This is a genomic window from Vibrio brasiliensis LMG 20546, from assembly GCF_000189255.1.
In the GTDB taxonomy this organism is placed as follows: domain Bacteria; phylum Pseudomonadota; class Gammaproteobacteria; order Enterobacterales; family Vibrionaceae; genus Vibrio; species Vibrio brasiliensis.
Genome location: NZ_AEVS01000077.1, coordinates 132,713 through 155,579 on the forward strand (window position 1 = coordinate 132,713; position 22,867 = coordinate 155,579).

Below are 22,867 nucleotides of genomic sequence, written 5' to 3' on the forward strand. Positions count from 1 at the left end.
AAATCAATTAAATAAAACTTTTTGTGCTCAGTTTTTAATCTGGCATCTTTCTTGGATTTGTTAATGCAGAAACCGAAAGGTTGAATAACCATGCATTATAAGGAGATATCCATGAACATGACGTTCAAATTAAAGCTTGCTGCATTGGGCACTTCATTGGCACTAACATCAGGACTGGTTAACGCTGCCGAAACGATCAAAGTTGGTGTGCTGCACTCACTATCCGGCACCATGGCGATCAGTGAAACCACACTTAAAGATACGGTGTTAATGCTTGTTGAGGAGCAGAACAAAAAAGGTGGTCTGCTGGGCAAGAAGCTTGAAGCCGTTGTTGTCGATCCGGCGTCAAACTGGCCTCTGTTTGCTGAGAAAGCACGAGAGCTGATTGAAAAAGAACAAGTGGACGTAGTATTTGGTGGCTGGACATCAGTATCGCGTAAATCAATGCTGCCTGTATTTGAAGAGCTCAATAGCATCCTGTTCTATCCGGTGCAGTACGAAGGCGAAGAGTCGTCTAAAAACGTTTTCTACACAGGTGCCGCGCCAAACCAGCAAGCGATTCCTGCGGTTGATTACTTAATGGAGGAGTTAGAGGTTGAGCGTTGGGTTCTGGCGGGTACGGACTATGTTTACCCTCGTACGACGAACAAAATTCTTGAGTCTTACCTTAAGAGCAAAGGCGTTAGTGAAAAAGACATCATGATCAACTACACGCCGTTTGGACATTCAGACTGGCAATCCATCGTTTCAGACATCAAAAAGTTCGGTGCTGAAGGTAAGAAAACCGCGGTTGTCTCGACCATTAATGGTGACGCTAACGTCCCGTTCTATAAAGAACTGGGTGCGCAGGGTATCTCGTCAGAAGATATTCCAGTAGTGGCATTTTCGGTCGGCGAAGAAGAGCTATCTGGCATGGATACCTCGCCATTGGTTGGTCACCTTGCGGCATGGAACTACTTCATGAGCGTGGATACAGAGAGTAACGACGAGTTTGTTGAGACTTGGCAGAAGTTTATTGCCAGTGAAGACCGAGTGACGAATGACCCGATGGAAGCGCATTACATTGGCTTCAACATGTGGGCTCAGGCGGTGACCAACGCAGGTACTACTGATGCTGAAGCGGTACAAGATGCCTTGATTGGTGTGTCTGTCCCTAACCTGTCTGGTGGTTACTCAACCATGCTGCCAAACCACCATATCACTAAGCCTGTTCTGATTGGTGAGATTCAGGACGATGGTCAGTTTGATGTGGTTTGGGAAACAACAGGTCTAGTGGCGGGTGATGCATGGTCTGAGTATCTGCCTGAATCAGCCAAGCTGTTTTCAAGCTGGTCAAAGCCATTCTCCTGCGGCGCATTTAACGTAGAAACTAATAAGTGCTCGGGCACAAACTAACCTCCCTGTTTAGCGCCGAAGGGATAACTCTGAGGCGCTTTTTCTGCCGATAGTTAATAACATCAAGGATGCACATTATGTTGACCGTATTACGGATCTTCGCTGTGCTCGTCATTTCACTGGTTGGATTTAGCTCTTTTTCCATCGCTGCTAACAGTGAATCTGAGCCGTTGAATCAGGATACATTTAGCCAGGTTTTACTAAGTAAAAACAGTGCTAACAAACAGCAGGCCGTTAATTGGCTTGTTGCTTCCTACCCTGCTGAGATCTCAAAGCCCATTCTGGCCGCCTGGCTGGAAGGGGATCTGTTCTATCTAAAGGACACAAATAATCCATTGAACGCATCGCTGTTTATCATTCACACGTTGAAAGTCGATGCACAGGCGAAGCACGTCTGGAGTGACCAAACCCTCAAGGTTGGGAGTAAGCGTCAGTTTAAAAAAGTAAAGGTGAACAACAAACTCCGTTCTGTTCTTCGGTCTGAAATAGCCACGCTTGGGCTCAATAGTTCAGATGTCGAGACGCGCAAATCTGCGGTTCAGGCGCTGATTGGCAACACCGATCCGAACGTGATAGCACAGCTTAAACAATTGCTCGCCGCTGAGTCGGATGGCGATATCACGGCCTTGCTTGAGCTGGCGATAGCCGTTGATGCGGCACTTGATAGCAATAATGCTCGACAGCTTGCAGCAATAGAGTCTCTGGCTGACTCCAATCAGCCAGTCGTTTTGTCGACCCTCAACCAAATCATTGCCAGTGCTCAGAATGAGCAGATCCTCGCCGCTGCACAGCGCAGTTTACAGCACTACCAGCAGAGCCAACGGTTCTATTCTGGAGTGGAGACCCTGTTCTTTGGCTTAAGTCTGGGTTCGGTGTTAGTGCTGGCGGGAATCGGGTTGGCGATAACCTTTGGCGTGATGGGTGTGATTAACATGGCCCACGGTGAGCTGATTATGCTCGGTGCTTACACCACTTATGTGATGCAGCAGCTGCTCCCTAACCATATCGGTTTTGCTTTGCTGGCATCGATTCCAATGGCGTTTATTGTTTCTGGCTTAGTTGGTGTTGCGATTGAAAGGAGTGTGATTCGCCACCTTTATGGCAGACCTCTGGAAACGTTACTCGCCACTTTCGGTATTAGCCTGATCCTGCAACAGGCGGTACGTTCGATTTTCTCTCCTCTTAATCGCTCCGTGAGTACACCTGACTGGATGGCTGGGGCGCTGGAAATCAACACAATGCTGTCACTGACCTACAACCGTCTCTACATCATTCTGTTCTGTGCTTTGGTATTTATTGGACTGGTGATGACGCTGAAAAAGACGCCTTTAGGCCTTCAGGTTCGGGCCGTCTCACAAAACCGATCGATGGCTCGTGCGATGGGCATTCGTTCTGAGCGTGTTGACGCGCTGACTTTCGGCTTAGGTTCAGGTGTTGCTGGCGTGGCGGGTGTCGCGCTTTCTCAACTAACTAATGTCGGGCCAAACATGGGGCAGGCTTACATCATCGACTCATTTATGGTGGTGGTGTTTGGCGGTGTCGGTAACCTGTGGGGCACTTTAGTTGCTGGTTTAGGCCTTGGCCTGTTCAACAAGGTTCTTGAACCCTGGGCAGGCGCTGTGCTAGCGAAAATCCTGATGTTGGTTTTCATTATTCTGTTTATCCAAAAGCGTCCGCGAGGGTTGTTCCCTCAACGTGGCCGAGCTGCGGAAAGCTAAGGAGAGGTTATGCATCAAACAGTAAATACAACCCGACCTCGCTCATTTGTGCTTTCTGCAATGGCTGGTGACAAAGGGGGGCAACTGACCCTACTGGCTGTGTTAGCCGCGATAATACTTATCCCATTGGCTAACACTCAGCTGCCAGCCGGGCATCCACTGCATGTTGAGACTTTTACGATTTCGCTGCTCGGTAAGTACCTTAGCTACGCAATGCTTGCTCTGGCGGTCGATCTGGTATGGGGTTATCTGGGCATTCTGAGTCTGGGTCATGGCGCATTTTTCGCGTTGGGCGGTTATGCGATGGGGATGTACCTGATGCGTCAGATCGGCGACCGCGGGGTATATGGTAATCCAGTGCTGCCTGACTTTATGGTTTTCCTCAATTGGCAGGAGTTACCCTGGTTCTGGCTAGGGTTTGACCAGTTCTGGTTTGCTGCATTAATGGTGGTGTTGGTACCAGGCGCTCTGGCGTATGTCTTTGGTTATCTTGCATTCCGTTCAAGGGTCTCAGGGGTCTACCTCTCTATCATCACTCAGGCGCTGACCTATGCTCTGATGTTGGCGTTCTTTCGCAACGAAATGGGCTTTGGTGGCAATAACGGCCTGACCGACTTTAAAGATATTCTCGGCTATAGCTTGCAGCAGGACAGTACGCGTATTGCGTTATTCGTTGCGACGGGTATTGCGCTTATCTTCAGTTATTTATTGTGCCGCAGTGTGGTGTCGAGCCGGCTAGGACGTGTCTCTCTGGCGATCCGAGATACAGAGTCTCGCACCCGATTTATGGGGTATGACGTCGACGGGATTAAGTTGTGGGTATTTGTCCTGTCTGCGGTTATCGCGGGTGTTGCTGGTGCTCTGTATGTACCTCAGGTCGGCATTATCAATCCGGGTGAATTTGCGCCGCTTAACTCAATTGAAATCGTTGTCTGGGTGGCACTGGGCGGTCGTGCAACCTTATTTGGTGCCATTGTTGGCGCACTGGTGATCAACTACGCCAAAAGCTGGTTTACGGTCGAATTTCCCGAAGTGTGGCTGTTCGCTTTAGGTGGTCTGTTTGTGCTCTCAACCATGTATTTCCCGAAAGGCATCATTGGGTTCGTTAGTGACAAATCCCGATTGTTGAGCAGAAACAAAGTTACACATAAGGAGCAGCAAGAGAAGGAGGCACTGGTATGACAGGATTCAACCGTGCGATGCAACTGAAACAGTCCGTAGCGGAAATCACCCGACGCGATGAGGTGTTTTCATTTCTCAAAGCGGAACAACATCCGCTTATCGATACCCGCCACAACATACTGCTCTATGTTGAAGGAGTGAATAAAAGCTTTGATGGCTTTAAGGCGATCAATGATCTCAATCTCTATATCCGCGAGGGAGAGTTGCGCTGCATTATAGGGCCTAATGGGGCGGGTAAGACCACCATGATGGACATCATTACCGGTAAAACCAAACCGGATAGCGGCTCTGTCTGGCTCGGTTCAAATCTTAACTTACTCAAAATGAATGAGGCTCAAATTGCCAATGCAGGCGTCGGACGAAAGTTCCAGAAACCTACCGTTATTGAATGCCTTAGCGTGTGGCAGAACCTTGAACTGGCGATGTCAGGTGTCCGCTCAGTATGGGGAACGTATATCGCCAGCTTAACGGGTGAGCAGATTGACAAGCTTGAGTCGGTTCTGAGCCTAATTCACCTTCAGGACCATGCTCGTATGCTGGCGGGTAATTTGTCCCATGGTCAGAAACAGTGGCTTGAGATAGGTATGTTACTGATGCAAAACCCCAAGCTGCTGCTTATCGATGAACCTGTGGCAGGCATGACTCATCAGGAGATGGATCGTACCTCCGAGTTGCTTAATTCGCTGGCTGGTAAGCACTCGGTGGTGGTGGTTGAGCACGATATGGATTTTGTGCGCTCCATTGCCAGCCATGTCACGGTTCTTCATCAGGGCCATGTATTAGCAGAAGGGAGCATGGATCAGGTTCAGGCGCATCAACAAGTTAAGCAAGTGTATCTAGGGGAATAGCATGTTAACCATTTCAGGACTCAATCAATATTATGGCGAGAGCCACACACTTTGGGATCTCGACATGGAGGTCGCTAAAGGGAAATGCACAGTGCTGATGGGCAGAAACGGTGTGGGCAAAACCACTTTACTGCAGTGCATCATGGGGCTGGTTAAGGTCAAGAGTGGTGATATTCAGCTTGAAGGTGAGTCAATCGTGGCTCGTGATGCTGAGTCACGTCCAAGAATGGGGATAGGTTATGTTCCGCAGGGACGTCAGATTTTCCCAATGCTGACGGTGGAAGAGAACATGCAGATAGGTCTGCCGATCCGTGCAAAAGGGGATCGACAGATTCCGGCCTTCATCTTTGACCTATTTCCAGTCCTGGATGAGATGCGTCAACGTCGTGGCGGGGACTTGTCTGGAGGTCAGCAGCAACAACTTGCTATCGCCCGCGCTTTAGTTGTTAACCCTAGTCTACTGATTCTGGACGAGCCAACCGAAGGCATTCAACCCAATATTGTTCAGGAGATTGGCGACATCATACGGATGTTAAACGAGAAAATGGGCCTGACCGTTTTGCTGGTGGAGCAGAAGCTGCCGTTTGCAAGAAAAGTGGGCGATCAGTTCTGTATCTTGGATCGTGGCAGGAGAGTTGCAGAGGGACCAATGGATCAACTCAAGGAAGAACTGATAAAGGAGTATCTCACAGTATGATTTGTGACCCGGCAGTAGCATTTGAACCAGGCAATAACGCTCAGTCATTAGGTAAAACCATCGCGTCTGATACGGCTCTGGGCTGGAAGGCAAAACTCAAATTACGCTTTACCGATCGTGGTGATAAAACCGTGATTAAAGAGCGCCAGCAGAAGGGCCCACTGGCAATTCAACGACCCCTCTATCCTGAAGGGAAGACCTGCCATACCTACTTGCTCCACCCCCCGGGAGGTGTAGTTGGCGGGGATACACTGAACATTCATGCCAGGGTCGAATCGGGGGCTCACTCATTGGTCACCACACCGGGAGCGACCAAGTTCTATCGATCGGAGCAACGATACGCCCATCAGAGACAAATACTGGAAGTGGCGCGAGGAGGATTGTTGGAGTGGTTACCGCAGGAGAACATCTTCTTTCCTGATGCTCATGCCCGGCTTGATACTCAAATCCACTTAGAAAACGGTGCCCTGTTTTTGGGCTGGGAGATGCACTGTTTTGGTCGTCCTGCACTAAATGAGGGATTTTCATCAGGACATTTAGTCGGAAAAACAGAGATTTACTACGACGGAAAGAAAATATTGACCGAGGGGTTAAATATTCGTGGTGGCGATAATCTTATGTTTCACAATGGCTTACTGGATTTTCCTGTTGCGGGAACCTTGTATATTTCGGCGCAAAACGAGGAATTTTTTCAATTGGTACAGAGCTTGCTCATTAGCATAAGAGATGACATTGGCACAGATAAGCTGGTGATCGCTGCGACGCAGGTAGAACAACTCGTTGTAGTGAGAGCATTGGGTCAATGGAGTGAAGTGATCTTAGCCTGCTTTCAGCGGGTTTGGCAGCAAGCTCGCCAATACTGGACCACAGAGTTACCTCAACCGCCAAGGATTTGGGCGACCTAGTCAGCCCGGTGTCATAGAGGTTTCGCATATCGCTCCATATTTACCCGATTTCGCTATCAGTGGGATTAGTACAAGGGAAACTATGGAACTTACACCAAGAGAAAAGGACAAGCTGTTGATCTTCTGCGCTGGCATGCTGGCGCAGCAACGCAAAGAGCGAGGGCTTAAGCTCAATTACCCAGAATCTGTCGCTTATATCAGTAGCGCGATTCTGGAAGGTGCCCGGGAAGGAAAAAGCGTCGCGCAGCTAATGGATTATGGCCGCACTCTTCTTAGCATTGATGATGTGATGGAAGGGGTTGCGTCAATGATTCCAGATGTGCAGGTTGAAGCGACATTCCCTGACGGCACGAAGCTCGTTACCGTTCATGAACCGATTGTGTAGGGGGGCATTATGGCAGCAACGACAAGCAACCATAGCGGCTTTGCGCCGGGACAAATCGAAACCGCAGCTGGTGAAATTGAACTTAACACAGGCCGCAAGACCCTCGAAATCTCAGTAGAAAATGTTGGCGACCGACCTGTTCAGATTGGCTCCCATTATCATTTCTACGAAGTTAATCCATCACTCCTGTTTGAGCGCCAGCTTTGCATCGGCTATCGGCTCAATATTCCTGCCGGAACCGCGACTCGCTTTGAGCCCGGACAGTCTCGTAGCGTTGAATTAGTAGAGTACGCAGGAAAACGCGAAGTGTACGGATTTCAGGGCAAAGTCATGGGCAAACTCGCCTAGCACTCAAACAAAATACAAGGATAGGTAATGGCAAGCATTTCCAGACTGGCATATGCCGAAATGTTTGGGCCAACTGTGGGTGACCGTGTGCGTCTGGCGGACACTGATTTATGGCTCGAAGTAGAGAAGGATTTCACCGTCTATGGCGATGAAGTGAAGTTTGGCGGCGGTAAGGTGATTCGTGATGGCATGGGGCAAAGCCAGCGTCCGAGTGCAGAGACACCAGACTTAGTGATCACCAATGCGATTGTGTTGGATTACTGGGGAATCGTCAAAGCTGATGTGGCGGTCAAAGAAGGTCGTATTCAGGCGATTGGTAAGGCGGGAAATCCAGATGTACAACCGGATGTCACTATAGTGATCGGCCCGGGTACAGAAGTCTTGGCAGGAGAAGGCTCGATTCTTACTGCTGGTGGAATCGATTCCCATATCCACTTTATCTGTCCGCAGCAGATTGAAGAAGCACTCGCTTCGGGCGTCACCACAATGATTGGTGGTGGCACTGGACCAAATACCGGAACCAACGCCACCACATGTACACCGGGGCCGTGGAACATGCACCGTATGTTGGAGTCTCTGGATCAGTTTCCAATGAACTTTGGTTTGCTGGGTAAAGGTAATGCCAGTCAGCCACAAGCTCTGCGTGAGCAGGTGAGCGCTGGAGCGGTTGGCTTGAAGCTGCATGAAGACTGGGGGACGACACCAGCTTCAATTGATACCTGCCTGTCGGTGGCCGATGAGATGGATGTGCAGGTAGCTATCCACACTGACACGCTTAATGAGTCGGGCTTTGTTGAGTCGACACTGGGTGCGATTGGTGATCGGGTGATTCACACCTACCACACTGAGGGTGCGGGTGGCGGACACGCCCCGGATATCATCAGGGCGGCAGGCGAATCGAACGTGTTACCTTCTTCAACCAATCCGACAAGACCTTACACGGTTAATACGGTCGATGAACATCTCGATATGCTAATGGTGTGTCACCACTTATCTCCCTCAATTGCTGAAGATGTCGCTTTCGCCGAATCCCGTATTCGACGCGAAACCATTGCTGCGGAAGACATTCTGCATGATTTGGGGGCTTTCTCGATGATTGCCTCTGATTCTCAGGCTATGGGGCGAGTTGGGGAAGTGATCACTCGTACCTGGCAGACTGCGCACAAGATGAAAGTGCAACGCGGTAGTCTCGCACAAGACTCATCCTATAGTGATAACTTCCGACTCAAACGCTATATCGCCAAATACACTATAAACCCGGCGATCACTCACGGAATGGCACATGAAATAGGCTCTATAGAAACAGGAAAACTGGCTGATCTGGTGTTGTGGAAGCCGGCTTTCTTCGGCGTCAAACCAAGCGTGATCATCAAAGGTGGCATGATCGCTATGGCACCAATGGGGGACCCGAATGCCTCAATTCCTACGCCTCAACCCGTGCATTACCGCAGCATGTTTGGCAGCTATGGCAAAGCCACTCAGAGCACCTCAATGCTGTTTGTCTCCCAAGCTGCAGAACAGGCAGGAATTGCCAGTGAACTGGGTCTGGGAAGCCGGATAGGGGTAGTCAGCCACTGCCGTGACATCAGTAAGGCTGACATGAAGCTGAACGACTGGCAGCCAAATATCGAAGTGGATTCGCAAACTTATCAGGTTCGTGCCGATGGAGAGCTTCTGGTTTGTGAGCCAGCAGAAGTGCTGCCCATGGCACAACGTTACTTTCTGTTTTAACTGCGCTTTGGCACTCACAATGAATAAGGAAATGCCATGATTGAACTGACCGAAATCAGCCGCGAAATTGCAATAAAACCGGACGCTTTTCTTAGCTTGCCGATAGATAGCCGAATTAAAAGTCGACTTAAAGTCGAGCTGGATGATGGGCGAGAGGCCGGACTGTTTCTACCTCGCGGACATATTCTACGTGGCGGAGAGCAGCTGAAAAGCCAGTGTGGGCTCATCATTGAAGTAAAAGCCGCACCGGAGCAAGTCTCTACCGTTTATTGCAGCGATCTGCACCTTCTTACCCGTGTTGCTTACCATCTGGGTAACCGACATGTTCCTCTTCAGGTCGAGTTTGGCTGGGTACGTTATCAACATGACCATGTTCTGGATGAAATGGTCGAAGGGCTTGGCGCTAAGGTGACGACCGAACAAGCCTCGTTTGAACCTGAAAGCGGCGCTTATGGTGGCCGCTCAGGTGGTCATCACCACCATCACTAATTACAAACATAAGTTATCACTACAAGGAAGTTATTATGAAAAAGTCATTGTTTTCATTTTTTGCTGCGACGTCTCTTACTTTTGCTTCATTGCCGGCTTTTGCGCACCCCGGCCATGAAACGAGTTCTTTTTCTGCCGGGCTTACTCACCCGGTTACTGGCTTTGATCATCTCATCATGTTGATTGCATTTGGTATCTTAATCGCATGTCTCAATACCAGCTTCAAACGCAAGGCGGCACTGATGGGCAGTGCACTGGTCTCTTTGCTGGCCGGACTAGCCGCAGGTCAGTTATTCGGAATTTTCAATGGCGTCGAACTGGCAATTGGCGCATCACTATTTGTCGTCAGTGGTGCCATCTGGCAAGCGTTTCATGCTTCTAAAGACATGATGCGTTTAGCTGTGACTCTGTGTGTTGGTCTGGTCTTTTTCCATGGCTATGCGCATGGTGTGGAAGCACAGGGAGCAATCTCGACATTTGCAGCAGGAATGACATTAAGTGCTGCTGCTCTGATGATGTTAGGTGTTCAGTTCGGCCGTGCACTATCAAGCCCTTGGCTCTCGGTGGGTGTTGCGTCAGTTAGTGCTTTAGTGCTCATTTAAGCCGTCGTTTTGCTTATGGAACAACAAGACGACGCTCTCAGTGTATACCGATTATTTCAGCTGATTAGTCCCTCGTTACCGATTGGCGGATTTACTTACTCGCAAGGCCTGGAGTGGGCGGTTGAAGCAGGCTGGGTAACGAACAGACAGTCAATGCAGGACTGGCTTGGCAACATGCTGTTTAACAGTGTCGCGACGTTAGAACTGCCTGTGATTGATAAGTTTTGTCACGCTCTGCAAAACGATGATCGTACGGCACTGATTGAATACAGTCAGCTGTTATACAGCAGCCGAGAGACCAAAGAATTAAGAGCAGAAGAGAGTCAGCGAGGTTTAGCTCTGGCGACGCTACTTAAACAGCTCGGTATCGACCACGCTAGCTTTGATGAGCCTGAAATCGAGATGAATCAGCTACTGGGCTTATGCATAGCGGCTAAACACTGGCAGATTTCTCCGCAGGCACTTAAGCAAGGCTACCTATGGAGTTGGGCGGAAAACTTAGTGATGGCTGGGGTAAAACTGGTGCCTTTAGGCCAAACAGATGGCCAAAGGGCGCTATTGAGCATTAGTGAGAGTTTCCCTCAGGCGCTGAACCTAGCCGGCCAAACCGAAGCGTGGATGATTGGCAGCTTCACCCCATCTATTTCAATTGCCAGCAGCCTTCACGAAACACAGTACACACGTCTGTTCCGCTCATAGTGTAGGGACAAGATGACAAGGATTATTAAGGATTAGACTATGGAAAGTTACAAACAACCATTAAGAGTCGGTATCGGCGGCCCGGTAGGTTCTGGTAAAACGGCTCTGTTAGAGGTGTTATGTAAAGCGATACGTGACAGACTCAATATTGCTGTCGTAACCAATGATATTTACACCCAGGAAGACGCGAAGATTCTGACTCGTGCTGAAGCATTAGAGCCTGACCGAATTATAGGTGTCGAAACCGGTGGCTGTCCTCACACAGCGATTCGTGAAGATGCTTCGATGAACCTCGCCGCAGTCGAAGAACTGGCAAAGCGACACAAGAATCTGGATGTGGTGTTCGTTGAAAGTGGTGGCGATAACCTCAGTGCAACCTTTAGTCCTGAACTGGCAGACCTGACAATCTACGTTATTGACGTGGCAGAGGGGGAGAAAATCCCTCGCAAAGGAGGACCGGGAATTACTCGTTCCGATTTATTGATCATTAACAAAATTGACCTCGCTCCTTATGTTGGAGCCTCACTGGAAGTGATGGAACAGGATACTCAGCGAATGCGTCCGACCAAGCCTTTCGTGTTCACTAACCTAAAAGAGAGTAAGGGGTTGGAAACCATCATCGACTTTATTGTTACTCAGGGCATGTTAACCATGAAGTAGCATCTACAGACAGTGTGAAAAGGCACCTTATCGAGGTGCTTTTTTTGTGTGTGCTGCTCCGACAGGATTGGTTTTACCAGTTACTTTGAATTTGAATAAGCCAATTGTTAACGATACATTGACCAGATAAATACAAGGAGAACAACAAGATGCCGATTAATGGAGTGTGTCACGATTTTGCATTTACTCGCTGCTTCCCGGTTGAGAGCAAAGATAAAACACCGAGTGTTAAAGAGAGCAAGCAGTTCTGGAGCCTTTTGATTGGCAAGATGGAACGCGTTCACCCGAATGATTTAGATACACTGGCGCCGGGGGTATTAACCGTCGTCAACCCTACGGGCTATCCGACTTATACTCCGCATTCATACTATGTGGGTGATGGACAGGTACTCTACAGTACCAATGACCCGTTTTTTGATAAGGTCAACAAAAGTAAAGTGAGCCCAAGCATTCAGCATGGAGTTGGCACCTTTAGTTACACTCTGGCTACCTTGAAAGAGGCACTGAACACGATTACGGAAGGTCCTCAAGGGCCGACGGCTAAGATAGGTACTGATAACCGAACCCTGGAATTTTACTGGTGTTCTACCGCCATAGCACGCCTTGGCTGGTGGGCTAAGTAACACGGCGTACTTGATAACAAAGCCCCGACAGACTGTGTCGGGGCTTTTTAGTTGTGGCGCTTAGACTAGCTTTCTGCGCTTGCTAATTCGCTCGCGGTTTCGGTTTGTTTACTCGGTAAGAACGCCAGAATAGAGGTGATGGTCAACGCGGTTACGCCAGCCATGGTCACAGGAGAGCCGAGAATACTCTGAACCAGTTTAGGCGTTTGACTTAAAAGTTCCGGCACCAGCATGACACCTAAGCCAAGACCCAGTGAAAGGGCGATAGTCATGATTTTTTGTCGGTCGAGCGTGTCGCTGGCGATGATTTTAATACCGGCTGCCGCAACGGTGCCGAACATCACCAGGGTAGCACCACCTAGCACAGGCTTAGGAATGGTCATCAACAGCGAACCTAACACAGGAAACATGCCGAGAACGAACAGGATCAGTGCGATGTAGTAACCGACATAACGGCTGGCGATCCCGGTGAGGTGGATCACGCCGTTATTTTGGCTGAAGGTGGTATTAGGGAAGGTATTAAATGTGGCTGCAATCAGAGAGTTAACGCCATCACCAAGGACACCCGCTTTAAGGCGTTTAAGATAGCTTTGACCAGTGACCTTCTGATTTGAAAATAGGCAGTTTGCAGTGATATCCCCTGTAGATTCAATGGCAGTAATCAGGTAGATGAAAGCGATCGGCAGGAAGACCTCCCAGTCGAAACCAAAACCGTATTTAAATGGAACAGGGACACTTACCATCGGTTGATTAACGATGCCATCCAGTGAAACTTTGCCCATTATCGCGGCCACAATCCAGCCCATTACGAGTCCGACAAGAATCGAACTTAGTCGAACCACAGAGCTGGAACTTAAGTTCATCACCACAATGGTTGTTAGCACGAAGCCGCCGAGCAGCAAGTTATCAGGGCTGGCAAAATCCGGAGCGTTGAAACCACCTGCTAAGTCTGTCATGCCGACTTTAATCAGATAAATACCAATGGTAGTGATCACAACTCCTGTTACTACGGGTGTGATGACTTTTTTTAGCTTGTCGATCAACTGGGATAGAAAAATTTCGATGAAAGCTCCGACAAAACAGACACCAAAGATAACCGCCAAAATCTCCTCAGGGCTGCCTCCCCGACCTTTAACCATAAAGCCGCCAGCAAGGATAGATCCTAAAAAGGCAAAACTGGTTCCCTGGACACAAATCAGACCTGCGCCTATGGGGCCGACTCGTCGAGCCTGAATAAAGGTACCCACACCGGATACCATCAAAGCCATACTGATAAGGTAAGGCAAGTGAGCCGCCAACCCTAGCGCAGAGCCGATGATCAGTGTTGGAGTAACGATGCCAACAAAACTGGCTAATACGTGTTGAAATGCCGCCCAGATAGCGGATTTTGGTGCCGGGCGATCATCGAGTTGATAGATCAGGTCGCTGTGATTTCCTTGCTTCATTACTTTTCCCTTTGTACTCATTTTTGTATACAAGATTTTCTGTTTGTATAAAGCAATCAATGAGCCAAGTATTTAAGTTGTTCAAATACATAGAGTTATGTTTTTGTTGGGCTATAGATAGGTACACAACTGCACTAATACGAGTCAGTGTCAGTCAAGCATGGTGCAATGCCAGCACGACTTAATTAGCTTCAACATAATGATTACTTACTGAGATTCTCATCACATTAATAGCTTTGTTTGATTATTGATTAATCAGTTACTACTTTTTATGTATCTGTCTCAATTACTCAAGGGATCAGTTTTGAAAAGGTTAAAGGTTGTATTTCTAGTTCAGGTGATCATCGCTCTGACCCTTGTTTTGCTTGTTTCGGCATTTATCAAATATCAGAGTTTTAAGGATAACCTGCATCAAGAGTTAGAATATTCGGTGGAGAACACTACCCAGCGAATGATGATTAGCTTACCCAAGTCAGTATGGGATTTCGATTTAGACTCAGCCAGGGTGTCGATGTCTGCAGAGTTGAACTTACCTGAAATCTCCGCGATTCAACTGATTGATAACGAAGGTAATGATTTATTGTTCCTTACTCAGCAAGGGAGCGGAGAGGAGAGAGAAACCGTTGACGCTAACAAAGACCAGTTCGATGTAGCCAACAGCAATAGTGCAGATTTGACATTTATTGAATATGGAGAGGAAAACTCTGTCGGTAAGGTGGTGGTCTATTTTGATACCCACGCTTTGGACGCCAAACTTGCGTCCTCATTAAGAACCAGCATTATAGAGTTGATCGTACTCGACATTATCATTTCCATTGTCATCGTGTCGGTACTGGCAATGACTGTTATTCGACCGATTGCTCAGTTAACCGACGTCATTAAGGATCTGGCATCGGGTGATGGTGACTTGACCAACAAACTCGCGCCAGCCAAATACCGTGAATTCGCAGATATTACCGAAGGCATCAACAGCTTTACTGAGTCGCTGCGACAGATAGTGCAGGATGTAAATTCATCGTCTGAAGCACTAGGAGAGAAAGCCCAAGCCAATGGGGCGACTGCGCGAACCAATGCAGAAAAGCTTGAGATGCAGAAGCATCAACTCACGACCGTTGCTGCCGCCGCGACCGAGCTCAATCAATCAGTCTCGACCGTTGCCGACACTGCTTCTGAAACCGCTGGTCAGGCTCAGACCGCGACGTCACTGACTTCAAATGTCAGCCAGGCAATTGAAAACTCGGCCACAGATATCATCAACATGCGTGAAGAGATGGAGCATGTGAATGAGGAGATGCACATCCTCATCGATGAAGGTCAGAAGATCACGACTTCATTGAATGTGATTAATGACATTTCTGAGCAAACCAACCTGCTAGCACTTAACGCTGCAATTGAGGCAGCAAGGGCTGGTGAACAGGGTCGGGGTTTTGCTGTGGTTGCTGACGAAGTTCGTAATCTGGCAGTTAAAACCAGCGAATCGACAGAGCAAATTCAGAAAAACATTGTTGCCTTAGATTCGGCAACTAAGTCGGTAGAAGACGAACTGACACGAATTGCTACCTTGCTAGAATCGACCGCGACGAGAGTGAGTGAATCTCAGAGTTCGGTTAGCGAGGTACAAAGCCTAATAACGATAATTTCCGACCGAAGTGGCCAGATTTCACAAGCAACCGATGAACAACGAATGGCAGTTGAGGAGATCAGCCAAGCCATTGTTGAAGCTTCTGAAGCAACGAACGATGTTTCATCTGGTGCGACCAAGAATGCAAAACGAACGGAAGAAGTATTGAGTCTCAGCCAAAGTATTGCCAATCACATGGCTAAGTTCCGTACTTAACCTATTAAACAGAGGAAATATTATGAGGAATCTTCTACTACTCACGGTGAGCGCACTTTTTTCTTTTGTCGTGCAAGCCGCTACCATCACTGCCGCGCAAGACCCTTGGGCGCCGTTTGTACAGAAAGATAACGCCAACCCGGGTGTGTCGGTGGAAATCATCACTGAAGCGTTTAAGACCCAAGGACATAGCGTCGATTTTAAAATCATGCCGTGGACACGTGCGCTAAATGAAGTTAAGTCAGGAAAAGTGGATGTATTGGTAGCGACCTGGTTTACCAGTGAACGAACTGCTTTTCTCAAATACAGTGAACCTTACCTGGAGAACTCGCTCAAGTTTATAAAACGTAAGGGAGATGGCTTCGAATATAACGGTATGGATAGCCTGTCAGGCAAAACTGTCGGTATCATCCGTAACTATGGTTATGGTGATGAATTCTTAAAGGCGACCAACTTTAAGAAGCCAGAGGCGAATGATTTGGTGGCAAATGCTAAGAAACTGATGGCGAAGCGGATTGATTTGACTCTTGAAGATGAGTTGGTGGCTAAGTCGACTCTTTCCGGTGCGGGTATGAATGTCGCCGACTTTGAATTTACCGCTAACGCTCTGTCTGTCAATCCATTGCATGTGACTTCCGGATTGGCGAACCCGAACAATGGTCAGTACATCGAAGCGTTCAATAAAGGTTTGGCTGAAATTAAAGCTAACGGCACCTTTGATAAAATCTTAGCTAAATACGGTATCCAGTAGAGACGTATCACGCGAGAAAAATAAAGGGCCGAATGTCTGGTCATTCGGCCCAATAAATGCTCCAGACAAAATGTAGTCGGAACGTTGTGAAAGAGCTTCGTTGCCGAATACTGCTTTCACAGGAAGGAACAGATTAAGGTTTGAAGGCTAGCGCTCAGCTAGCCAACTTCTTTGCTTCGAGTTGGCCTTTTGCATCGTAGGCTTTTTCACCGTAGATGAAGGTTTCGCATACAGTACGGTCATCACCAAGGCTCATGAGGACAAACAGCTTCTCTTCGAGCGTCGTTGCCTGATTCATTCTGAAGCGCATTAGCTGAGTAGCGTGCAGATCCAGTACCACAAAGTCCGCTTCTTTACCCACTTCAAGGTTACCGATCTTATCTTCAAGGTGCAGCGAACGAGCACCGCCTAATGTTGCCAGGAACAGTGACTTAAGAGGGTGAAGTTTCTCTTGTTGAAGCTGCATGATCTTGTAGGCTTCGCTCATGGTTTGCAGGATGGAAAAACTGGTACCCGCTCCGACATCTGTCCCCATACCTACTCTGACACCATGTTCTTCAAGTTTAGGCAGCTTAAACAGACCGGAACCTAAGAACAGGTTAGAGGTTGGACAAAATGCAATGGCTGACTCTGTATCGGCCAGACGTTGACATTCACAGTCGGAAAGGTGAATACCGTGAGCAAATACCGAACGTTTATGCAGTAGACCGTAGTGGTCGTAAACATCTAAGTAAGAGTCTCGTTCAGGGAAAAGATCCAGCACCCACTCAATCTCCTTCTTATTCTCAGAAAGATGGGTGTGCATGTAAACGTCTGGGTACTCTTCTAGCAGTTTGCCAACGGTAGCGAGTTGCTCAGGGGTACTGGTTGGTGCAAATCGAGGGGTCACAGCGTAAAGCAGGCGTCCACGGTTATGCCACTTTTCTATTAGCTCCTTTGAAGCCTGATAGCCGGATTCCGGAGTATCTGTCAGATAGTCTGGCGCATTGCGATCCATCAGTACTTTACCCGCAATCATACGTAGATTACGGCGCTCTGCCTCTTCGAAAAATACGTCGACAGACTCCTTATGTACCGTGCCGAATACTAAAGCTGTGGTGGTACCGTTGCTGGCAAGCTCATCGAAAAACAGCTTGGCGACTTTGTGTGCGTAAACTGGGTTTTTGAAGCGACGTTCTTCAGGGAAGGTGTAGTTCTCCAGCCAGTCGAGCAGCTGTTCACCATATGAAGCGATCATACCTGTTTGAGGGTAGTGAATATGAGTGTCGATGAAACCTGAAGTAATGAGTTTATCTTCATATTCGGTAATGTTCAGGTCTTTTGGCTGTCGGGCAAGAACCTCTTCGGTCTCACCAATATCGACGATATGACCCTCTTCGACCACGATCATTCCGTCATCGAAGAATTGATAGGAGTTGTCCAGTCCGACATCTTTCGGATCAGCGATACTGTGCAAAATAGCTGCACGATAAGCGTTACGTTGCGTTGTCATTTTTACTTCCTTTTAAACCCAAGTGAAACGGCTTATGGGTTAGGCGATTTTCTCTTCCAGTGTCGAATCGCTCAGTTGTACTTCTTTACTGTGGCTGGTCGGGCGCTTTTCTTCAAGAGGAATCCCTTGATAGTGAGCAATTAATTCACCCGCGACCGAGACTGCAATTTCTGCCGGATGCTTACCACTGACCATGCTGACGCCAATAGGGCAGATCATGGTGTTGATTTGGCTGTCACTGTAACCGCGTTGAGCTAATCGCATGTCGAACTTCTTGCGTTTAGTTAGTGAGCCAATCATACCGAAGTAAACACTGTCATCTCGGTCGATAATCGCTCGCGCCAGATCAAAGTCGAGCTGATGATTGTGCGTCATGACCAGGTAGTAGCTGTTCGGTGGTAAATCGCGAACTTCAGCCACCGGATCATCAGTAACTAGCTTAGTGACGCCACGAGGGAGCTCCTCTGGGAAAACATCGTCGCGTTCATCAATCCAAGTGACACGAAATGGAAGAGTGGAGACGATATGTAAAAGGGCTTTGGCAACATGACCAGCACCGAACACAACCAGATGCTTTTGCGCGGTGCCTATGGGTTCAAAGCTCAGGGTTGCCATTCCGCCGCAACACTGACCTAAGCGAGCACCGAGGTTAAAGCGTTCTACTTTTAGTGAGCGTTCACCAGAGATCAGCATTTCGCGCGCCATTTTGGTGGCGACGTGCTCTAAGTGACCACCGCCAATAGTGGCGATAAGTTTATCTCGGGTTACCAGCATTTTAGTCCCTGCATCCCTTGGCACTGAGCCACGGTCTTCCAATACAGTTACCATTACGCAAGGTTCGCTGTTTTTTTCTAGTTGTGCCAGTTCATGAATCCAATTGTCCTTAAACATACGTCTCTCCTTGAACGGTTGAGCTGACGCTCAAATTTGTTGCTCACCCCCAGACACTTGGTGCCGGGAGTGTCCTGCGTACTCTGTTAAGCCTGTTGAGCACTTTGCTGTGCTGATTGCGCTTGTGGTTCAGTTACTTTCTGAATCGCCATCAATACACGCTCAGGCGTTGCAGGGGTATCGAGTTTCGGAATCGCGCCTTCTACTGCGACTGAAGCAATCGCGTCTTTCAGAGCGCTCCAAACTGACATACCAAGCATAAACGGTGGTTCACCAACGGCTTTCGAGTTAAACACGGTATCTTCTGGGTTGGCTCTGTTTTCCAGCAGATGGGTGTGGAACTCAATTGGCATGTCAGCAATCGCAGGGATCTTGTAACTTGCCGGACCGTTGGTCATCAGACGTCCTTGCTCATTCCAAACTAGCTCTTCCGTTGTTAGCCAGCCGACACCTTGCAGGAAGCCACCTTCAATCTGGCCGATATCAATGGCCGGGTTGAGTGAGGCACCGACATCGTGAAGAATGTCAGCACGCAGGATTTTGTATTCACCAGTTAAGGTATCGACGATAACTTCTGAACACGATGCACCATACGCGTAGTAGTAGAACGGACGACCCCGTGCCTTCTCATGATCGTAGTAGATCTTCGGCGTGCGGTAGAACCCTGTGCTTGAGAGCGAGACCTGATTGAAGTAGGCAAGCTGGACAAAGGATTCAAAAGTCATGATTTCATCGCGGATCTGGATCATGCCATTCTTAAACACCACCTCTTCAGGGGACACTTTGAAGTGACTTGAAGCGAAGTCGATTAAGCGTTGCTTGATGGTCAGTGCGGCGTTCTGGGCTGCCTTACCGTTGAGGTCGGTGCCCGATGAGGCGGCGGTCGGCGATGTGTTCGGTACTTTGTCGGTATTGGTAGCGGTGATCTGGATACGTTCAACATCAACTTGGAACTCCTGTGCAACAATTTGTGCCACTTTGATATTCAAGCCTTGACCCATCTCAGTACCACCGTGGTTCAAATGAATACTGCCATCGGTGTAGATGTGAATGAGCGCGCCGGCCTGATTTAGGAAAGTCGCTGTGAAGGAAATACCAAATTTCACCGGAGTGATTGCCAACCCTTTTTTCAGGATCGGGCTCTGCTTGTTGAACTCTGCAATGGCTTTACGACGAGCGTGATAGTCACTGCTTTGCTCAAGCTGTTCGGTGATCTCTGGCAAGAAGTTATCTTCAACCGTTTGGTAGTAGTGAGTGACGTCACGTCCTTCACCACCATAGTAATTCGCTTTACGTACTTCGAGTGGATCTTTGCCAAGGTAACGGGCAATTTCATCCATGATGTGCTCAATGGTCATCATGCCTTGCGGGCCACCAAATCCACGATATGCGGTGTTTGATGCTGTGTTGGTCTTACAGCGGTGGCCTGTCACTGTCGCATCACCCAGATAGTAGGCGTTGTCCGAGTGGAACATAGCGCGGTCAACAATCGAGCTTGATAAGTCAGGGGAGTAACCACAGTTACCTGCCACAATGATTTCTGAACCCTGAATCACGCCGTCGTCATCAAAACCAATTTTGTACTGGTTGTAGAACGGATGACGCTTACCTGTCATGGTCATATCTTCTGCGCGTGGCAGACGCATTTTGGTCGGGCGCTTAGTTAGATGAGCAATCACTGCCGCCATACATGCCGGCGCTGCTGCTTGCGTCTCTTTACCACCAAAACCACCACCCATACGGCGCATATCAATCACAATTTTGTGCATTGGTACGCCAAGTACTTCAGCGACCAGCTTCTGTACTTCGGTCGGGTTCTGAGTCGAGGTGTAGACAATCATGCCACCATCTTCGGTTGGCATTACGCTACTTACCTGAGTCTCCAGATAGAAGTGTTCCTGACCGCCGATCTCCAGATCACCTTCGATAATGTGTTTTGCCTGCGCTAGAGCTGCCGCTGAGTCACCGCGTTTTTGCTGGTGGCTTTCAGTGACAAATAGCTCTTTCTCCAGAGCTTCCTTAACGTCAAGCACAGGTGGCAGTGCTTCGTATTCCACGATTGCTGCCAACGCCGCTTTACGTGCGGTTTCCATGTCGTCTGCAGCGACTGCCAGTACAGGCTGACCGTAGTATTGAACTAGGCCGTCTGCTAACAGTGGATCACCAGGAAGAATCGCGCCGATATCTAATTGACCCGGAACATCTTCATGTGTGATAGCAATAGCTACACCTTCAAATTCATAACATGGCGAAACATCAATGTGAGTGATCTTCGCATGGGCATGAGTACTTAGTCGTGCGTAGACATGGAGTTGGTTAGGGAATTCCAGGCGGTCGTCGATATAGACGGCTTCACCAGTTACCTGTTTTGGGGCGCTGTCGTGTTTTACGCTTTTACCAACGCCAGTTTTCAGATCCTGTTTTACGATGGCGACCATCTCTTCATGAGTCATGGTCTGATGATGTGCGTTAGACATAAGACGTTACCCTTGTTTCAATCTGGTTGTTGTGAATATTTTGCTCAATGAAGAATCGACGCAGCATGTTTGCAGCCGTCAATGAGCGATACTCTTTACTGGCGCGGAAATCAGACAGTGGCTCAAAGTCGTTATGGATCTCTTTCATTGCTTCATCAATGTTGGCCTGATTCCACTCTTTACCAAGCAGAGCATTTTCACAGCGTGTCGCACGCTTTGGTGTTGCTGCCATGCCACCGAAGGCAATGCGTGCGCCAATCACTTTGTTGTCTTCAATCTGAATATTGAAAGCACCACACACCGCTGAAATATCATCGTCTAGGCGTTTTGAAAGCTTATAAGCGCGGAAGGTTTCATTCGTTTTTGGTTTTGGAATGATGACTTGCTCGATAAATTCACTCTCTTGTTGAGCAGTGACTTTGTAACTAATGAAGTAATCTTCGATTGGCAGAACTCGGCTCTGCTTACCGCGACGTAGTTTCACCTGAGCATTAAGGGCAATCAGTAGTGGAGGCGCGTCACCGATTGGCGAAGCGTTACCAATGTTACCGCCTAACGTACCTTGGTTACGAACCTGCAGTGAAGCGAAACGGTGCAGCAGTTCGCCAAAGTCTGCGTAGTGACCGGTAAGCAATTGGTAGGCATCGCTGATGGCTACGTTAGCGCCGATGTGAAGCGCGTCTTCACTCTCTTCACATACCTTCATGTCTTCGACAAGGTTTACGTTGATCAGAGTTTCGATTTCACGGTGGAATTGAGTTACTTCAAGAGCTAAGTCGGTACCACCTGCAACCAGTTTCGCTTTCGGGTTTGCGGCGTAAATGTCAGCCAGCTCGTCAATGCTGCGAGGAAGGTAGGCGGTTAGGTTACCGTGACTCAGGCTTGCTGGTTGTTCAGCAAGAGTTTGTAGTCTGGCAACGGTCGTTTTCTCTAGCTCGACAAATTGATCCATTAGCGGCTCATTGGAAGCCAACGACAGAGCGGCATCAACAATTGGACGATAACCAGTACAACGACACAGGTTACCTGCAAGAGACTCCATCACGTCTTCTTTATTCGCTGCTGGCTTGTTTTTGCTTAGCGCGAACATTGACATGATAAAGCCAGGTGTACAGTAGCCACATTGTGAGCCATGGAATTCAACCATTGCCTGCTGAGTTGGGTGCAGTTTGTCTTTGTTTTGTAGATCTTCGACAGTAATTAGCTGCTTACCGTGAAGGCTAGATACGAACGTCAAACAAGAGTTAACAGAGCGGTATTGAAGCTTTCCTTCAACTACTTCACCAAGTACCACGGTACAGGCACCACAGTCACCCGAGCCACATCCTTCTTTCGTCCCTGTTTTTTGTACTTGTGTTCTCAGGTACTGGAGTACTGTCATATTAGGTGACAGCTCACTTTCTTGTCTGAGTTCTTGATTGAGTAGGAAAGTAATCAAGAGACCTCCTTGTGCATTGACACTATTGTTCCGATGTTTATTTTCTGACCTTTGGGTCAATAATTGGATAATTTGACTGGAAGGTCAACTTTATTTTTACAAAAACGCAACAAGAATCAGCGTGTTAATTCACATCTATGGAGGGTGTGATTAATGTAAGTGTTTGATATTAAAATTGATTGGCTTTGTTTTTATGTCAAAAATCTTAGCGTAAAGATTTTTAATATTGTATTTTTATTTGTGTACAATCTTGA

The 22,867-nt window shown here is 48.2% G+C and carries 21 protein-coding genes; 16 read left to right on the forward strand and 5 right to left on the reverse strand.

Annotated elements, in window-relative coordinates; translation table 11 throughout:
* The first annotated feature begins 111 nt into the window (after positions 1 to 111).
* The 14 genes from urtA to RH46_RS15015 all read left to right on the forward strand — a co-directional run bounded on the left by urtA (position 112) and on the right by RH46_RS15015 (position 12,282).
* On the forward strand, positions 112 to 1,395 hold the full coding sequence (urtA, locus tag RH46_RS14950) for an urea ABC transporter substrate-binding protein (RefSeq protein WP_006880341.1): 1,284 nt from the start codon (positions 112 to 114) through the stop codon (positions 1,393 to 1,395).
* 77 nt (positions 1,396 to 1,472) lie between these two features.
* On the forward strand, positions 1,473 to 3,113 hold the full coding sequence (urtB, locus tag RH46_RS14955; RefSeq protein ID WP_006880342.1) for an urea ABC transporter permease subunit UrtB: 1,641 nt from the start codon (positions 1,473 to 1,475) through the stop codon (positions 3,111 to 3,113).
* 9 nt (positions 3,114 to 3,122) lie between these two features.
* A complete protein-coding gene (gene urtC / locus RH46_RS14960; RefSeq protein ID WP_006880343.1) occupies positions 3,123 to 4,295 on the forward strand; it encodes an urea ABC transporter permease subunit UrtC in 1,173 nt (390 codons plus the stop codon).
* Positions 4,292 to 5,143 (forward strand): urea ABC transporter ATP-binding protein UrtD, encoded by an 852-nt coding sequence (gene urtD / locus RH46_RS14965; protein ID WP_006880344.1) that lies wholly within the window; start codon positions 4,292 to 4,294, stop codon positions 5,141 to 5,143. Before urtC ends, urtD begins: the two co-directional genes overlap by 4 nt.
* Before the next feature lies 1 nt (position 5,144).
* Positions 5,145 to 5,840: an urea ABC transporter ATP-binding subunit UrtE gene (urtE, locus tag RH46_RS14970; protein ID WP_006880345.1), complete on the forward strand. Its 696-nt coding sequence runs from the start codon at positions 5,145 to 5,147 to the stop codon at positions 5,838 to 5,840.
* Positions 5,837 to 6,745, forward strand: a complete 909-nt coding sequence (locus RH46_RS14975) for an urease accessory protein UreD (RefSeq protein ID WP_006880346.1) — start codon at positions 5,837 to 5,839, stop codon at positions 6,743 to 6,745. The genes urtE and RH46_RS14975 overlap by 4 nt, the downstream gene beginning before the upstream one ends.
* An 82-nt stretch (positions 6,746 to 6,827) precedes the next feature.
* Positions 6,828 to 7,130 (forward strand): urease subunit gamma, encoded by a 303-nt coding sequence (ureA, locus tag RH46_RS14980; RefSeq protein ID WP_006880347.1) that lies wholly within the window; start codon positions 6,828 to 6,830, stop codon positions 7,128 to 7,130.
* Between the two features lie 9 nt (positions 7,131 to 7,139).
* A complete protein-coding gene (locus RH46_RS14985; protein ID WP_006880348.1) occupies positions 7,140 to 7,478 on the forward strand; it encodes an urease subunit beta in 339 nt (112 codons plus the stop codon).
* A 27-nt stretch (positions 7,479 to 7,505) separates the two neighbouring features.
* On the forward strand, positions 7,506 to 9,209 hold the full coding sequence (gene ureC, locus RH46_RS14990) for an urease subunit alpha (RefSeq protein ID WP_006880349.1): 1,704 nt from the start codon (positions 7,506 to 7,508) through the stop codon (positions 9,207 to 9,209).
* A 36-nt stretch (positions 9,210 to 9,245) separates the two neighbouring features.
* Positions 9,246 to 9,698: an urease accessory protein UreE gene (gene ureE, locus RH46_RS14995; RefSeq protein ID WP_006880350.1), complete on the forward strand. Its 453-nt coding sequence runs from the start codon at positions 9,246 to 9,248 to the stop codon at positions 9,696 to 9,698.
* A gap of 35 nt (positions 9,699 to 9,733) precedes the next feature.
* On the forward strand, positions 9,734 to 10,300 hold the full coding sequence (locus RH46_RS15000) for a HupE/UreJ family protein (protein ID WP_006880351.1): 567 nt from the start codon (positions 9,734 to 9,736) through the stop codon (positions 10,298 to 10,300).
* A gap of 15 nt (positions 10,301 to 10,315) precedes the next feature.
* Entirely contained in the window at positions 10,316 to 10,999 is a 684-nt protein-coding gene (locus RH46_RS15005) for an urease accessory protein UreF (RefSeq protein ID WP_006880352.1), read from the forward strand.
* A gap of 39 nt (positions 11,000 to 11,038) precedes the next feature.
* Positions 11,039 to 11,659 (forward strand): urease accessory protein UreG, encoded by a 621-nt coding sequence (ureG, locus tag RH46_RS15010; protein WP_006880353.1) that lies wholly within the window; start codon positions 11,039 to 11,041, stop codon positions 11,657 to 11,659.
* A gap of 149 nt (positions 11,660 to 11,808) precedes the next feature.
* A complete protein-coding gene (locus RH46_RS15015; protein ID WP_006880354.1) occupies positions 11,809 to 12,282 on the forward strand; it encodes a hypothetical protein in 474 nt (157 codons plus the stop codon).
* Between the two features lie 65 nt (positions 12,283 to 12,347).
* Here the strand turns inward: RH46_RS15015 and RH46_RS15020 are convergent, their stop codons facing one another.
* On the reverse strand, positions 12,348 to 13,727 hold the full coding sequence (locus RH46_RS15020; protein WP_006880355.1) for a uracil-xanthine permease family protein: 1,380 nt from the start codon (positions 13,725 to 13,727) through the stop codon (positions 12,348 to 12,350).
* A gap of 304 nt (positions 13,728 to 14,031) precedes the next feature.
* On the opposite strand from RH46_RS15020, the gene RH46_RS15025 reads away from it, so the two are divergent.
* On the forward strand, positions 14,032 to 15,564 hold the full coding sequence (locus RH46_RS15025) for a methyl-accepting chemotaxis protein (protein WP_006880356.1): 1,533 nt from the start codon (positions 14,032 to 14,034) through the stop codon (positions 15,562 to 15,564).
* A 22-nt stretch (positions 15,565 to 15,586) separates the two neighbouring features.
* Entirely contained in the window at positions 15,587 to 16,315 is a 729-nt protein-coding gene (locus RH46_RS15030; protein WP_006880357.1) for a transporter substrate-binding domain-containing protein, read from the forward strand.
* Positions 16,316 to 16,469: 154 nt separating this feature from the next.
* Here the strand turns inward: RH46_RS15030 and guaD are convergent, their stop codons facing one another.
* The 4 genes from guaD to xdhA all read right to left on the reverse strand — a co-directional run bounded on the left by guaD (position 16,470) and on the right by xdhA (position 22,613).
* The gene (gene guaD / locus RH46_RS15035) at positions 16,470 to 17,807 is read right to left on the reverse strand and encodes a guanine deaminase (protein ID WP_006880358.1); all 1,338 of its coding nucleotides are present in this window, start codon (positions 17,805 to 17,807) and stop codon (positions 16,470 to 16,472) included.
* Between the two features lie 39 nt (positions 17,808 to 17,846).
* A complete protein-coding gene (gene xdhC, locus RH46_RS15040) occupies positions 17,847 to 18,698 on the reverse strand; it encodes a xanthine dehydrogenase accessory protein XdhC (RefSeq protein ID WP_006880359.1) in 852 nt (283 codons plus the stop codon).
* 86 nt (positions 18,699 to 18,784) lie between these two features.
* Positions 18,785 to 21,175: a xanthine dehydrogenase molybdopterin binding subunit gene (gene xdhB, locus RH46_RS15045; protein ID WP_006880360.1), complete on the reverse strand. Its 2,391-nt coding sequence runs from the start codon at positions 21,173 to 21,175 to the stop codon at positions 18,785 to 18,787.
* Complete coding sequence (xdhA, locus tag RH46_RS15050) at positions 21,168 to 22,613, reverse strand: xanthine dehydrogenase small subunit (RefSeq protein ID WP_006880361.1); 1,446 nt, start codon at positions 22,611 to 22,613, stop codon at positions 21,168 to 21,170. The genes xdhB and xdhA overlap by 8 nt, the downstream gene beginning before the upstream one ends.
* Between the last annotated feature and the right edge of the window lie 254 nt (positions 22,614 to 22,867).

Excerpts from the sequence above, each read along its gene's own strand:
- urtA (WP_006880341.1), top strand. The coding sequence starts at position 112 with ATGAACATGACGTTCAAATTAAAGCTTGCTGCATTGGGCACTTCATTG.
- urtB (WP_006880342.1), top strand. The coding sequence starts at position 1,473 with ATGTTGACCGTATTACGGATCTTCGCTGTGCTCGTCATTTCACTGGTT.
- urtC (WP_006880343.1), top strand. The coding sequence starts at position 3,123 with ATGCATCAAACAGTAAATACAACCCGACCTCGCTCATTTGTGCTTTCT.
- urtD (WP_006880344.1), top strand. The coding sequence starts at position 4,292 with ATGACAGGATTCAACCGTGCGATGCAACTGAAACAGTCCGTAGCGGAA.
- urtE (WP_006880345.1), top strand. The coding sequence starts at position 5,145 with ATGTTAACCATTTCAGGACTCAATCAATATTATGGCGAGAGCCACACA.
- RH46_RS14975 (WP_006880346.1), top strand. The coding sequence starts at position 5,837 with ATGATTTGTGACCCGGCAGTAGCATTTGAACCAGGCAATAACGCTCAG.
- ureA (WP_006880347.1), top strand. The coding sequence starts at position 6,828 with ATGGAACTTACACCAAGAGAAAAGGACAAGCTGTTGATCTTCTGCGCT.
- RH46_RS14985 (WP_006880348.1), top strand. The coding sequence starts at position 7,140 with ATGGCAGCAACGACAAGCAACCATAGCGGCTTTGCGCCGGGACAAATC.
- ureC (WP_006880349.1), top strand. The coding sequence starts at position 7,506 with ATGGCAAGCATTTCCAGACTGGCATATGCCGAAATGTTTGGGCCAACT.
- ureE (WP_006880350.1), top strand. The coding sequence starts at position 9,246 with ATGATTGAACTGACCGAAATCAGCCGCGAAATTGCAATAAAACCGGAC.
- RH46_RS15000 (WP_006880351.1), top strand. The coding sequence starts at position 9,734 with ATGAAAAAGTCATTGTTTTCATTTTTTGCTGCGACGTCTCTTACTTTT.
- RH46_RS15005 (WP_006880352.1), top strand. The coding sequence starts at position 10,316 with ATGGAACAACAAGACGACGCTCTCAGTGTATACCGATTATTTCAGCTG.
- ureG (WP_006880353.1), top strand. The coding sequence starts at position 11,039 with ATGGAAAGTTACAAACAACCATTAAGAGTCGGTATCGGCGGCCCGGTA.
- RH46_RS15015 (WP_006880354.1), top strand. The coding sequence starts at position 11,809 with ATGCCGATTAATGGAGTGTGTCACGATTTTGCATTTACTCGCTGCTTC.
- RH46_RS15020 (WP_006880355.1), bottom strand. The coding sequence starts at position 13,727 with ATGAAGCAAGGAAATCACAGCGACCTGATCTATCAACTCGATGATCGC.
- RH46_RS15030 (WP_006880357.1), top strand. The coding sequence starts at position 15,587 with ATGAGGAATCTTCTACTACTCACGGTGAGCGCACTTTTTTCTTTTGTC.
- guaD (WP_006880358.1), bottom strand. The coding sequence starts at position 17,807 with ATGACAACGCAACGTAACGCTTATCGTGCAGCTATTTTGCACAGTATC.
- xdhC (WP_006880359.1), bottom strand. The coding sequence starts at position 18,698 with ATGTTTAAGGACAATTGGATTCATGAACTGGCACAACTAGAAAAAAAC.
- xdhB (WP_006880360.1), bottom strand. The coding sequence starts at position 21,175 with ATGTCTAACGCACATCATCAGACCATGACTCATGAAGAGATGGTCGCC.